Raw genomic sequence first — 13815 nt, 5'->3', positions numbered from 1 at the left:
CCTGTTATGGAAGAAGATACTGCAAAACACAGGATCTCTGTCTTTCACAGCATCTCCTCTGACATCTAAGCCTATTGGTTATAGCTCTCTTCTTCCGGAACTACTGATAGATCAATCTCTTTGTTCTTAATTTTTTCAGCAGTCTCTTTTAATGTTGCCACATCCTCGTCAGTCAGTTTTTCATTTCTCGGATTTTCACTCTCATGGGTAACGAAAACAGCACCGATCGCACCCTCGGCAACACCTAAGGACTCATCCTCTGTCGTCCACTTATCTGAGTAATACTGATCAAGCAAATACTGCATGGTTGCATAAGTATCCTTGATCTGGCTGGTAACAATCCATGGATTGTCAGGGGAAGTCAGATCCACATCCTGACCTGAAGTATAGAATTCTTTTTCTTTTGCGGCCTCAAACACACCTTTATCTCCTCCTGCCGCCGCGGAATTGATAAACTGGCATCCCTGCTCATACTGCTGGATTGCATACTCTTTGGATTTCGCCGGATCATTATAGCTGCCGACGTAATTGAAGATAAATTTGGCATCCGGTTTTTCGGATTTTACACCTTCCATATATCCCCATCTCCATTTCCAGCTGCCGGGTCCCTGATTCACATGTACTGCGCCGAATTGGCTTGCAGTATCATCCGTTACCATACCGGCAATCTTTCCGATTAAATACGCACCTTCCTGTTCTCTATAGGAAATGCATTTTACATTTTCTACATCTACCTGGGAATCAATAAGCGCATAGTCCGCCTTATCCGGAAATTCAGTTGCAACCTTGGTAATTGCATCGCCTGCCTGCCAGCTGCCTCCGATAATTAAATCGGCGCCCTCTTCCACCATGGCTCTGCAGTTGTCTTCATATGCAGCCGCATCGGCACACTCAGCCACAACCGCTTCAAATCCATATTTCTCTGCGCTCGCTTTCAGACCTTCAATCATGTTTAATACGAATACCTGTGTACCTGCCACATCGCAGATCAACGCGACTTTTTTCTTTTCACCATTCTTTTCCGGAGCCGCTTCACTCTGTGCCGAATCCGTTTTTTCCGCCGCATTTGTATTGCCTGTCGTTTCAGAAGCACCACAGCCCGTCAGCACGACCATAGCAGTGCAAAGCCCTACTGCCAACATTTTTGTTATACTCTTTTTCATCATTCATCCTCCTGTGATTCCATATGCGCCAAAATGCTGCTCAGATATTTTTTGAACTCCTTTGCTGACTGAGCGGCCACATAATCAACCTCTTCCCCATCAACCCGATTATTGTTTACACCCGCTGCCATATTGGATATCAGTGATATAGCCAGTGTCTTCAATCCACAATGTGCCGCAGTAAGTGCTTCTGTGACAGTTGACATCCCTGCCGCATCCGCGCCGGCCATTCTTAAGAAACGAATTTCAGCCGGTGTCTCAAAGTGAGGTCCCGTCTGATATGCGTAGACCCCTTCCTGAATCCTCAGACTGCACTCCTTTGCCAGACTCTTTGCCAGAGTTCTTAAACCTTCATCATAGGCATTGCATACATCAAAAAACCTCGGCCCGATCCGGTCATCATTCGGTCCCCTCAGCGGAGAGGCGCCTGCCAGATTGATATGGTCCCTGATAATCATCAGATCCCCCGGCTTGTATCCCGTATTGATTCCTCCAGCCGCATTCGTCAGAATCATATTCTCAACTCCCAAAAGCTTAAAAAGACGAACCGGAGCCACCAGCTGTTCATAATCATATCCTTCATAATAGTGGAAACGACCGGACATACAGACTACCTTTCTGCCGTATAATTCTCCCAGAATCAGTTTTCCCGCGTGAGATTTTACCGTGCTGACCAGGAAGTCAGGAATATCCTCATAAGGAATCTCAACGGGGTTTTTTATATCAGAAGCCAGGCTTCCTAATGCCGAACCGAGAATCAAAGCTGTCTGTGGTTTGAAATCAATCTTACTCTTTACGTAATCTGCACTTTTTTCAAAGTATTCCAGATTAAAGTTGTATTTCATCTCGATATTATTCATGCTTCTCCTTTTTAATTAAGATACGTATTCCTTCTATTACCGTTCTTATGGCCGGTGATAAATCCCGTACAGTCTCACAGGGGAGTCCGGCCTGCTCCCTCTCTTTGTTCCAGATTACATGCAAAACTGCACCCGCACGGATCCTTCTGATCTGGGAAACTATGAACACGGCTGCACATTCCATCTCTGATCCAAGCGCCCCTGCACGAATCCATGCATCATAATGTTCTTTTAAGTCCCTTCCAACAGGCATTTCAGCCGGCATATGCTGCCCATAATAGGAGTCCTTACTCTGCACCACTCCCTTGTGGGCTTTTACCCCAATCACAGCTGCAGCCTCACTCAAGGCAGAGGTCACATCAAAATCAGGGACCGCCGGAAATTCTCCATATACATATTCCTTCGTTGTGCCTTCCTGTCTGATCGCCCCCGTTGGGAGTATAATCTCACCGCTGCCAACCTCCTGCTGCATCCCGCCGCAAGTCCCTAACCGTATGACCGTATCAACCCCAATCATGGCCAGTTCCTCGACCGCGATCGCAGCCGAAGGGCCTCCCATTCCAGTTGAAATAACCAGTACTTTTTCGCCTTCCAGATAGCCTTCGTAGCTCGTATATTCTCTATGTACCGATAACGGTCTGGGATTTTCCAGATAGCCTGCGATTACCTTCACCCTACCGGGATCTCCAGGCAGAATCGCATACCTTGCACCGACCTCCGGCCCTAAATCAATGCTGCTGCAATATCCCCTCTTTATCATAGCGTTTTTCCTTTCTCCGCGTAGGCCTTCAGCTGATAGGGAGAGAACACTCCTAAATCCGTAACGACACCGTTGCAAAGTTTAGGCGGTGTAATATCAAAAGCAGGGTAATATGCCTTCACCCCTTCTTTTGTGACCTTTGTTCCCATAGCCTCCATTACAAGTTCCGGATCTCTGTATTCAATCTTCACCGTGTCAATAGTCTCATGACGCAGATTCGGTGTTCCTGTTACGAAATACGGGATGTTATGATAACTGGCGGCCAGCGCAATCTGGAATGTTCCCACCTTATTAACCACATATCCGTCCATGGTGATAACGTCGGCAGCAGAAGTAAATACATCCACATTTTTTTCCTTCATGATAAACCCCGGCATATTATCCGTTATAACCGATACATCAACCCCCATATCATACGCTACACTGGCGGTAAGCCTTGCCCCCTGAAAATATGGCCGCGTCTCCGCGCAGATCATTTTGATGTCATTATTACGCTTGTGGCATTCCTTGATCAGAGTACCGATGATTGTCTCCGCAAAACACTGGGTCAAAATGGTTCCATTTTTCGGAATCAAATCTGCTAAATAGCTGCCGATCTTTTCATACTTTAAATAATTGTTGTTAATATAAGAGAATGCATATTCTCTTAAGGGTTCGACAAGTTCTTTTGCACAGCCGCCGTCTTTTGCGTGCTTTCTTACAAGCATCATGGCTCCATCTACAATCTGTACCATTTTAGCCACCGTCGTCGGCCTTGCATGGGATAGGGTATAGGCTGCCTTGTCCATATATTGCACAAGCTCATCTCCTGATTTCTCCCCTGCCTCATATGCGGCCAGTGCCATACCCATGGCCGCCGCTGTATATGGCCCGCCGCTCTGTGTCACCATATCAGCAATCGCCTGTGCAACCTCCTCGTGTTTACTGCAGATTACATATTCCGTCTTTACGGGGTAAATTCTCCTGTCCAGAATTTTCACCTTACCATCTTCATACCACGCTACATTTTCGTACCGCAGAAGAAAACCCATCTGCTCATCTGCTCTTCTCATGCTATCCTCCTTATTTTCCTTTCATGACATTCACATATTTTTCATCAATAATCTGTACCTCTCCATTATTTAAGGCAAGGCTGTATATCTTAGCCGCGTCCTCCGTGTAGACTGCCCTGATATGAGCCTGGTCCAAATTCTCTCCCACAGCCAGAACTCCATGGTTGGCCATCAGGCATGCATTTCTGCCATTCAGCTTCTTAACCGCTTCCACACCAACCTCTACAGTTCCAGGTATGGCAAAGTCCGCAACTTCTACCTCACCGCCTAAAAATGGGACCATCTCAATTAAGATCACCGGTATGCTCTGATTATTTACGGCAAACGAAGTGGCATACGGTGAATGTGTATGTATCACAGATGATATCTCCGGCTTCTGCCTGTAAACCTCGGCATGCAGCCTCCATTCTGATGAGGGTTTTCTTTCCCCTTCCAGCACCTCTCCATCCAGAGTCATTCGTACCAGATCCTCCTCCGTCATAGTTTCATATGGGAGCGAACCTGGTGTGATAAACATCTCACCCGACGCATGATCATAATAGCTGATATTTCCGCTGGTCCCTGCAAACAGGGCTTCACGATAAGACTGCTTTGTTACTTCAAGAAGTTTTTTTCTTATTTCCAAGTGATTATGTCCCCCTTTTCTTGGTTTTATGTTGTTTTATGTTTTATATAAACAAGATACCACACAATTCCAATTTATGCAACTATTAATTATTAGTTTCTTCTATTTTTTTTGTGATTGTAAGTTGTTTTTTGTATCTATTCAACACATTTATTGATAGTCCAACACGTTCTTTCCACAAATGCCTCTTTTTTTCCTTATCTATTTTCCAATTCTTAAACATAATATACAATCCTCCAAAACAAAAAAGGTGCTGTTTCATGGAGAACAATCCATAAAACAGCACCTTTTTTGTTTTCTATTCTTCTTAACACCTCGTGAAATAATCCTATTTACCGCATTCGACCAAATGTATACTGCATTCTTTTAAATGATTCTTCCAATCCTTCGTCAGCTCTTTATCCGTAACCAGCACATCAACGCTGTCCAGTGTACCCATCCTGGCAAATGCCGAACGGTCGAACTTTGTGTGGTCTGCAATTAGAAATTTCTTATCCGCACAGTTTAAAATACTTCTATGAAATTCAGCTATCATATCACCTGAATCATAAATTCCATAAGCAGTATCCAGGCTGGTACAGGATATAAACGCCTTGTCAAAACAGTATCTCTTTAAATACTGGATCGTCTCAATTCCAAAGAACGCCTGGCTTTTTTCATCAAAGTCTCCGCCCGGTATACATAACTTTATATTGTTATGCTGAGACAACAGCTCCATGGCCGGAAGAGAATTGGTCATCACCGTCAAAGGGATGTTGGAAATAAAATTACAGAGTTCAAACACAGTAGTTGTATGGTCTAAAAATATACAATCATTCGGCTGTATAAACGCTGCTGCATACATTGCCATCTGTCTTTTTTCTTCCCGCATGATCGACGACTTTATCTTCTGTGAAACGGTTATATTCTTCTTAAAAACCAGGGAGGCTCCTCCGTACGTTTTAATCAGAAAACCTTCATTGCTCAAAACTTCAAAGTCGCGGCGGATCGTCTCTGTACTCACGGAAAAGGCGTCTGCCATCTCGGCAACCGTTACATTCTTCCTCTCGAGTAAAATTTCCTTAATTCGCTCTCTGCGTTCAATAGATAACATCTTGTTCCCCATTTCCCATTATCTGATTGGATACTATGAACCGGATCGTACAAACATATTCTTAAATGCGCCGGGTTCCCGAAATTTATTCCGGTTCAGAACCAGATCAATTCCCATCTCTAGAATCCGTCTTTCTGCCTCTGCCCTTTTCCCCTGGCCCAGACTGACGATATCCTCTGCCTTAGCGCTGCCAACAACCCTACGAATTAATTCCAGACCTGCATATCCCGCTGTATCCTCTAATATACCCATATAATACCATTTATTCAGAATCTTTTCAAATGCATCTTTCTGAACCTGCTCATGATCCATTCCTTTCACCACAAACAACTCTGGTATCTTTGAAACTGTATTCTCTGCCCATATTACACCAGCCGGTTTTTGGTTCTGTCTGGCATTTTCCCTTGCAAGCAGCAAATGTGCAATCAAATTTCCTATATCATATCCCATCGGGCCGTAAAATGCAAATTCCGAGTCAAATATTTTCATTCCCAGCTCATTTACAAAGATGGATCCTGTATGCAGATCACCGTGCAGCAGTGCCTGTGCCTCGGTCATATAGCGGTATTTCAGCTTTCCGGCTTCCTGATGCAGTGTCTCATTCTGGTAAATATTGGTTTTAACAAACAACTCATTTTCCGGTTCCACTGAATTTTTTCCCGAAAGGTTAAACATAGCTTCATCAAAAACAAGACGTTCGCTTATCTCACACAGTTCCGGATTGGTAAATCTCTTAACCTGATACTTTTTTTGAATATGATCCTTACCGACATCCGATGTCCTAACCCAGGTTTCCGCCAAAAACGAACTGATCTGTTCTGCAAAATCGGGGAAAATCCTGTCTTCTTCAATCAGCGCCTTCCTCAACACAGTATAGTCCTTCAAATCTTCCATAAACATACAGTCCATGGTCTCATCGTAGAGATAGACCTTCGGAGCACAGCCGGGCAATATCTCGTTTTCGGCCTCCAGAGCTGCAGCCTCTCTTCGGTTTCTTTTTCGGCTGATACTTCTTTCCGATGAAAGGCGGGTTGACAATCCCGCCTGTTTTAAGATAACGCTTTTCTCACCATCGCTGATCCGGTAAATATAATTCATATTCCCGTCCCCAATCTCCTTACAGCGCACGTTTGCTCCCTGACTGCAAAAAAATCCTTTAGCACATGCGTATTCAGCCGCACTCTTTTCATCCAGTGCAAAGTACTCCCCATTTTCCATGCAGTTCACTCCTGTCCTGAATCCATGTAAAGCAGATGAATAAGCCTTTCTCTGTCTATGTGACATACCTGGCTGATATTCATCTCCTCCTCCGTGTGCTCCAAACGGTTGTTAATATCAATAACCAGCATGCCAAATGTCAGCTTCCCCTTTAAATCCACCTCTCCATATCGCTTTTTCTTCTCACAAAGCCATGGAAGTACTGCCGCTGCCACCGCCGCCATCTCCTGCATGGGGAGATGCCTTTTTCTCTCCCCCATGGGGGCTTCTGCGTTCACATCACACCACCGTTTTTTCAACAGCCTGTTGAATTGATGCATGACCGGCTCTGTCTCATATCTTCTGCTGTCAACCTCACTCAAAGACATATAGCAGAAAGTTCCCGCATCAACCGGACACATGGTAAAATTTAATCCCTGTTCCAACACATACTGCGCCGCTTCCGGGTCGAGATATGTCTGCACATCCTTTACAATCTGCAGGCTGGCATGTCTTTGTGTCCCTCCGCACCAGATCAGCTCTTTTATTAATTTTCCTGCTTCCGGGTAGCGTTCAAGAAGTATTGCCATATTTGTCAGAGCGCCTGCACAGAGGACTTTGGCCTCTCCGCCGGCTTCTCTCAATTTTTCGTATAAAAAATCTGCAGCATCCAGCCTGGATACCGCACAGACTTTGCTGGTATCAACCTGAAGGCCATTGATCGACTCGGAAATATCACTTTCCGACACAGGCAGCTGATAATCTCTTCTCCACGGACGATCCGCACCAAGTGCGACCGGCACCTCCCAGCCCAGCAGTTCATTAAGGCCGGATATGCTTCTGTGTGAACTTTCCAGTGATGTCTCTCCAAAACACAATGATATTCCTTTTACCTCAACATAATTCAGACGGTTCAGGGCAAACAGTATGCCTGCTGTTTCTTCTGTAATATTTATGTCAACCAATATGAGTTCTTTATTCATTTCTGCCTCCTGTCTTTTTCCCGATGTATCTATTGACGCTCATACTTTTGTTCATACATTCGTTCATACTTTTGAAAGCACTCCATAAAAAATGACGAAAAGCCTTCCCGATCCACCGAATCTACAAAGAACAGATTCTTACGGTCAAGTGGAAGTTTCAGCGTATCCTCGTAGTCTATCACTGTCATTGCCACACATAAATCACTCTTGCTTTCTGCCCTGCAGTAATATCTTCCATAAGTAAATAATTCCGGATGTTCGATAAACGCCAGAGCGCAGTTGTCGTGCATAGACTGGCCGTTCAATCCATTTACTACATTTTCTCCAATCTTTGAACAGGTTTCGTAATAGGCGTCAACCATAAGACTGGCCGCCTTGCCAACCGGTGAGCGAAACTGCTTCATGTGCTCCATTTCCTCAATAGTTATAAGTGCATCCCCCGTTAAGTCTCCCGGACACATGTAAAAAGGAATACCGGACTCCATCACAATTTCCGCGGCCTGTGCATCATAAAAAATATTGACACTGGACATAGGGCTTAACGTTCCCTCTCTGATATAACCGCCCATATTAACAAAGCATTTAATATACCGGGCCGCGTCCGGATATTTCGTCAACAGAATTGCAGCGTCAGTCAGAGGGCCCAAAAGACAGTATACGACGGGCTTCCCATACTCTTTTATCGTCTGATAGACAAAATCCCATGCCTTTTCTTTTCTCAGCGCTGTTTTTGTATCTTCAAAATCGAATTCATAGCCCCCCAGACCATTTGCCCCATGAACCACCATTCCTCCGGATTCATTTTTCTCATCATACTTCCTGTTGCAAAGCAATGGCCTCTGGGCCCCCGCCGCGACCGGAATATCTTCCCGCCCGCACAGTTTAAGAACGTTCAGTGTATTCCTGAGAGTGTTCTCTAAGTGATTATTTCCATGGGTAGCCGTCACTCCCAGAATCTCCAGGGAATCACTGACACAGGCCATCATCAGAGTAGTTGCATCGTCAATGCCGGTATCTACATCAAAGATAATTGGGATTCGTTTCATCTTTTTTCTCCTTTTTCTTTTTATATTACGCCTGCCGGCACTGGTGTTCAATAATCGGTTCGTTGAAGATACAGCCAGATTCAACCAGGGGTTGAATAATTCGTGAAGATAGATTATATTGAAAAGAGAGACAACCCGGCCGGGTCGGAAAGAAGAGGTTTATGAATGGAATTAGGAAAAAACATTGCAAAGTACAGAAAAGAGAGAAATTTGACTCAAACCAGACTTGCAGACATGCTGGGAGTATCGTTTCAGGCGGTATCAAAATGGGAGAACGGAAATTCTATGCCCGACATTCTGCTGCTGCCTAAACTGGCCGCTGTTCTCAATATCAGCTGTGATATCTTAATAGGACATTACCCCGCAGTCCTTTCTTCTCCCTATGATGAACTTTATCAGTCTCCGGAATATTATTGGGGGACACAGCCGACGACGCTCAGCATGAAGGTACTTTCTTTCTATCCTCCCATGAGTTCCCCCTCTCTTCTCGATATCGGCTGCCGTGAGGGGCAGAATGTACTTTTCTTTGGCAGAAACGGTTACCGGGCTACCGGTGTCGATGTCTCGGAGGCAGGCATAAAAAAAGCTCAGCTGCTGGCTGAGAATTGGCACGTAAGGGCAGAGTTCATCTGCGCATCCATTGAGAATTACCTTCCCCGTCACAATTTTGATATTGTGTTCTGCGATGATATGCTTCATTTGCTTCCTCCTGACAGCAGGCTGCAGCTGCTGAAGGAGTGTAAGAAATTTACACAGACAGGTGGAATTCATGTGATGAATGTTCCGGTTGAAAAACCATTTTTAACATATAAGTATGGTATTCAGAAGGCTTATCCATGGCACTCCGGGGAACTGTTCACCATCTATTCCGATTGGGAGATTCTGGAGGGCGGCGAGACAGGCAAGATGCCCATGGGACATGGAGGGGAAGAACGGATTTATAATTACCTGGTGGCCAGAAAAAGGGAGGGGAAAGGGATATAGTTTTTATCTGAGAATATGGATTGGAGGGGGCGTTCGCCCCATAGAAAAAGAGGGATGGGCCGCGCGGAAAACAAACTTAAAGTGCAAGCTTGTTTCCGCGCGGCCCATCCCTCTTTTTCTATCCTGCTCATTGCTTGGCCATGTTTGCGAATTTCGTAAACTCCGGTCTCCATACTAAATTAACCGTTCCAATCGGACCATTTCTCTGCTTCGCAATGATAACTTCCGCAATATTCGGCATATCCGTATCTTTATTATAATAATCATCTCGATAAAGAAACATAACAACGTCCGCATCCTGCTCGATTGCTCCTGACTCTCGTAAGTCGGACAGCATCGGGCGGTGATCCTGCCTCGTCTCACACGCTCGGCTTAACTGCGATAATGCGATTACCGGCGCGCTTAATTCTCGCGCCAGCGCTTTTAAGGATCTTGAAATCTCTGAGATTTCCTGCTGACGGTTGTCTCCGCCGCCTTTTCCGCTTCCGCTCATTAACTGTAAGTAGTCGATGATTACAACACTCAATCCATATTCCAGCTTCATCTTTCGGCATCTGGAACGCAGTTCCATGATCGAAATACCTGGCGTATCATCTATGATCAGTTTGGAATTGCCGATGACACCGATTCCTTCTACTACCGCATCCCAGTCGGAGTCGGACAGCGTTCCGGTTCGAAGCTTCTGGGAATCTACGTTGGATTCCATCGCTAACATACGGTTTACCAGCTGCTCCTTTGACATCTCCAGACTGAATACCATACACGGCAGACCTTTTTTTACCGCAATATGATCAACCAGGTTTAGTACAAACGCCGTTTTTCCCATGGAAGGACGGGCCGCAATCAGAATAAAGTCGGAGGGCTGCAGGCCCGATGTCTTGTAATCCAGATCGATAAAGCCTGTCGGGATTCCCGTTACGGTTCCCTGGTTTTTGGAGGCTTCCTCGATTTTTTCGAGAACGTTCATCGCAACCTGACGGATAGGGACGAAATCACCGGAATTACGGCTCTGCAATAAGTCGAATACCGTTTTCTCCGTCGTCGCCAGGATTGTCTCCAGCGGCTCTTTTCCTGCGTAACACGTGTTGGCAATGTCTTCATTGACCTTGATCAGTCTCCGCAGGACCGCTTTCTCACGCACAATGTTCGCATACGATTTGACGTTGGCCGAAGTTGGCACCGTCGTGATGATGTCCCGCACGAAATCGAGACTGCTTACCTCGGGCGGGACATCCTTTTCCTTTAACCGGTTCTGAAGTGTGATTAAGTCTACCGGCCTGTTTTCATTGAAAAGCTCTACCATGGCCTCAAACATGACTCCATACTGGTGCTGGTAGAAATCATCGGCCGTTATGATCTCGGAAGCCGCTATAATCGCTTCCCTGTCCATCAGCATGGAGCCGATTACCGACTGCTCCGCCTCCACACTGTGAGGAAGTACCCGCTTGATCAGGGCGTCATCCATGTCTTAAGCCTCCTAGCTCTCTACTACTTTAACAGCAAGCTTCCCGGTCACTTCCTTGTGCAGCTTGATCGGGACCTCATGTACTCCAAATGTCTTAAGCGGCTCCGGAAGAACCAGTTTCTTCTTGTCGATGTCTAAGGACAGCTGGCTCGCGATGGCTGATGCGATCTCCTTTGAAGATACGGAACCAAACGCCTTTCCGCCTTCTCCCGCCTTGATGGAAACGGTGATGGAAGACTTCCCAAGCTTTTCTGCAAGCTCCCTTGCCGCTGCCAGCTGCTCTGCTGCCAGTCTGGCTTCATTGGCCTTCTGAAGCTTTAAATCATTTAAGTTCTTCGGAGTTGCTTCGATTCCCAGCTTTTTCGGGAGAATAAAGTTTCTCGCGTATCCGTCATTGACCTTGACAATCTGGCCCTTTTTTCCAAGTGTTTTTACATCCTCTAATAATACTACTTCCATTATGATATATCTCCCTTCTCTAACATGTCTCTGATGACTTCCTTGACACGGTTTCTCGCTTCCTCAAGACTCATGTCCTTCAGCTGCGCTCCCGCGATGGTCCGGTGGCCTCCGCCGCCCAGCTTCTCCATCATGACCTGGACATTCACCTCGTCGATGGAACGGGCGCTTAAGTAAATCGTGTTGTTGTAGAACGTCATAACGATAGACGCCTTCATTCCGGCTATGTCAAGCAGCTCGTTCGCCGCCTGGGCGCCCACAACCGTCGGGCTTTCAATACCCTCGGACGGGCATGTGCTGATCGCAAAACAGCCCTCAAATATCTCCGCCTCCCTGACCGCCTCCGCCTTGGCCTTATAATCGTCAAGATCGTCGCGGAACAGTTTGCGGACACGCACAACATCGGCGCCGTTTCTCCGTAGGAACGCGGCGGCCTCGAAGGTGCGGACACCTGTCTGATTCGTAAAATTGTTGGTATCAATCACGATACCGGCATACATCGCGTCGGCCTCGGCCGATTTGATACGGATTCCGTCGGCGATGTACTGCAGAACTTCCGCAACCATCTCACACGCGGAAGACGCGTACGGCTCTACGTAAGAAAGCACCGCGTTGTCAATGATCTCACTGCTCTGGCGGTGATGATCCAGAACCACAATGGTCTTGACCAGCTTAAGAAGCTCCGGTGCATCGGTGATGCTGGGACGGTTTACATCCACCACCACGAGGATGGTGTTATTGTCCACTAAGTCGGCAGCCCTTGCGCCGGTCATGAAAATATCGTCCGGATAATCGCTGTTGCCGGTAAAACGGTCCATCATCGGCTTCACCGAGGAAGTCACTTCGTTGATAATAATGTTGGCCTTCTTGTTCATGGCCGTGGCAATCCGGTAGATGCCGACTGCCGCGCCGAAGGAGTCCACGTCCGTCAGACGGTGCCCCATGATCAGAAGGCGGTCCTTCGTCTCCATCAGCTCACGGAGGGCGTGGGCCTTCACACGGGCTTTCACGCGGGTGGTCTTTTCCACCTGCTGAGCCTTGCCGCCGAAGTACTGAATCCGCTCCCCATCCTTTACCACAGCCTGGTCGCCTCCGCGTCCCAGAGCCATATCGATGGCGATACGGGCATAGTCGTAGTTCTGGCTGTAACTCTCCCCGTTCATGCCGAGGCCGATACTTAAGGTTACCGCCATCTCATTGCCGATGTTGACCGTCTTCACATCTTCCAGGATAGAAAAACGGTTATCCTTCAGCTCCTGAATATAGCACTGTTTGATCGCAATGAAATACTTATCCTTTTCCAGCTTCTTCACAATGCCGTTCATGGCGGTGATGTACTTGGTGATCTTCCGGTCGATCAGTGCGGTTAAAAGAGAACGGCGCACCTCTTCCACACTCTCCAGAGCCTCCTCGTAGTTGTCGAGATAGATGAGGCCGGCCACCATCTTCTGGTCGTTGACCATCTGCTTATAAGTAAGAATCTCCGTCTCATCGAATAAATAGACCGCGATCAGCATCTGACCCGCGTCCTCGGTACCGATGGCATCCGCTATGTCCTCGATGGAATCCTTCATGTAAACGGCCTTCAGCTGAACCTGATACTTACGGTCGCTGCACGTACAGTGGAGTACCACGGAGCCCTCCTCTAAATCCAGGACCTCCTTTGTGATCTCCGGGAAAATCGATGATAAGTTTTTTCTGGTATTTTTAAATGGTTTTTCCTCGCCCAGCACTTCTGCCAAAGCAGTATTCCCCCAGAGCACCCGGCCGCTCTCATCCGCAATTCCGTACGGAAGCTCCAGGTCGGTAAGCAGCTGTTTCTGCATCCAGGAATATTCCGCAGAAAATTCCACCAGGCCGTTTAGCAGTCGTTTCTTTCTGTAGGTGTAGATCCACAGAGCGATTCCGATATACAGCAGCGTAAACACTGCCATAATAATCCCGGCCGTCACGCTGACCGCGCCGATTATCGCATTCATGATAATCAGCATCGCCGATAGATATAACGGCCACTGCATATAAGCCCTCAGCTGCCCCTTTACTTTTATTTTTTCTTTCATATCAGTCTCCTTAGAATATAGGTTCCGCAGGCAAAGCGGGGCGCGCCTCCATGCGGAACATTTTCATA

The 13815-nt window shown here is 46.7% G+C and carries 13 protein-coding genes; 1 reads left to right on the top strand and 12 read right to left on the bottom strand.

Translation table 11 applies throughout. From position 1 onward, the window contains the following. Nucleotides 1–71: 71 nt before the first annotated feature. From ACLTD4_RS08245 to ACLTD4_RS08205, 9 genes are all read right to left on the bottom strand, one after another. Nucleotides 72–1166, bottom strand: a complete 1095-nt coding sequence (locus tag ACLTD4_RS08245) for a BMP family ABC transporter substrate-binding protein (RefSeq protein ID WP_412331231.1) — start codon at nucleotides 1164–1166, stop codon at nucleotides 72–74. After that, nucleotides 1163–2023, bottom strand: a complete 861-nt coding sequence (locus tag ACLTD4_RS08240; RefSeq protein WP_025531850.1) for a purine-nucleoside phosphorylase — start codon at nucleotides 2021–2023, stop codon at nucleotides 1163–1165. Before ACLTD4_RS08240 ends, ACLTD4_RS08245 begins: the two co-directional genes overlap by 4 nt. Beyond that, nucleotides 2016–2783: a nucleoside phosphorylase gene (locus ACLTD4_RS08235; protein ID WP_002602019.1), complete on the bottom strand. Its 768-nt coding sequence runs from the start codon at nucleotides 2781–2783 to the stop codon at nucleotides 2016–2018. Before ACLTD4_RS08235 ends, ACLTD4_RS08240 begins: the two co-directional genes overlap by 8 nt. Further along, a complete protein-coding gene (locus tag ACLTD4_RS08230) occupies nucleotides 2780–3835 on the bottom strand; it encodes an S-methyl-5-thioribose-1-phosphate isomerase (RefSeq protein ID WP_002602020.1) in 1056 nt (351 codons plus the stop codon). The genes ACLTD4_RS08235 and ACLTD4_RS08230 overlap by 4 nt, the downstream gene beginning before the upstream one ends. Before the next feature lie 10 nt (nucleotides 3836–3845). Beyond that, nucleotides 3846–4460: a class II aldolase/adducin family protein gene (locus ACLTD4_RS08225; protein WP_002602021.1), complete on the bottom strand. Its 615-nt coding sequence runs from the start codon at nucleotides 4458–4460 to the stop codon at nucleotides 3846–3848. 328 nt (nucleotides 4461–4788) lie between these two features. Continuing rightward, nucleotides 4789–5553 carry a DeoR/GlpR family DNA-binding transcription regulator gene (locus ACLTD4_RS08220; RefSeq protein ID WP_002602022.1) on the bottom strand — a complete coding sequence of 255 codons (765 nt, stop codon included), beginning with the start codon at nucleotides 5551–5553 and terminating at the stop codon, nucleotides 4789–4791. Nucleotides 5554–5586: 33 nt separating this feature from the next. Next, on the bottom strand, nucleotides 5587–6771 hold the full coding sequence (gene mtnK / locus ACLTD4_RS08215) for an S-methyl-5-thioribose kinase (RefSeq protein WP_181988620.1): 1185 nt from the start codon (nucleotides 6769–6771) through the stop codon (nucleotides 5587–5589). Between the two features lie 5 nt (nucleotides 6772–6776). Continuing rightward, nucleotides 6777–7733 (bottom strand): nucleoside hydrolase, encoded by a 957-nt coding sequence (locus ACLTD4_RS08210; protein WP_117622587.1) that lies wholly within the window; start codon nucleotides 7731–7733, stop codon nucleotides 6777–6779. A 29-nt stretch (nucleotides 7734–7762) separates the two neighbouring features. After that, a complete protein-coding gene (locus tag ACLTD4_RS08205; RefSeq protein WP_117622586.1) occupies nucleotides 7763–8779 on the bottom strand; it encodes a nucleoside hydrolase in 1017 nt (338 codons plus the stop codon). A 165-nt stretch (nucleotides 8780–8944) separates the two neighbouring features. Here ACLTD4_RS08205 and ACLTD4_RS08200 point away from each other — a divergent pair, with 165 nt between their 5' ends. Then, the gene (locus ACLTD4_RS08200) at nucleotides 8945–9763 is read left to right on the top strand and encodes a helix-turn-helix domain-containing protein (RefSeq protein WP_117622585.1); all 819 of its coding nucleotides are present in this window, start codon (nucleotides 8945–8947) and stop codon (nucleotides 9761–9763) included. A gap of 127 nt (nucleotides 9764–9890) precedes the next feature. Here the strand turns inward: ACLTD4_RS08200 and dnaB are convergent, their stop codons facing one another. Genes dnaB through ACLTD4_RS08185 form a run of 3 tightly spaced genes read right to left on the bottom strand, consistent with a single transcriptional unit; the run spans nucleotide 9891 to nucleotide 13747 of the window. Next, nucleotides 9891–11228: a replicative DNA helicase gene (gene dnaB / locus ACLTD4_RS08195; RefSeq protein ID WP_002602027.1), complete on the bottom strand. Its 1338-nt coding sequence runs from the start codon at nucleotides 11226–11228 to the stop codon at nucleotides 9891–9893. Between the two features lie 12 nt (nucleotides 11229–11240). Beyond that, complete coding sequence (gene rplI, locus ACLTD4_RS08190; RefSeq protein ID WP_025531337.1) at nucleotides 11241–11687, bottom strand: 50S ribosomal protein L9; 447 nt, start codon at nucleotides 11685–11687, stop codon at nucleotides 11241–11243. Continuing rightward, the gene (locus ACLTD4_RS08185; RefSeq protein ID WP_117622584.1) at nucleotides 11687–13747 is read right to left on the bottom strand and encodes a DHH family phosphoesterase; all 2061 of its coding nucleotides are present in this window, start codon (nucleotides 13745–13747) and stop codon (nucleotides 11687–11689) included. Before ACLTD4_RS08185 ends, rplI begins: the two co-directional genes overlap by 1 nt. Nucleotides 13748–13815 lie beyond the last annotated feature (68 nt).

The sequence above is a fragment of the Hungatella sp. genome, assembly GCF_046966825.1.
Note: the sequence above shows the minus strand (reverse complement) of the source record. Positions and strands in the feature narration are given on the sequence as shown.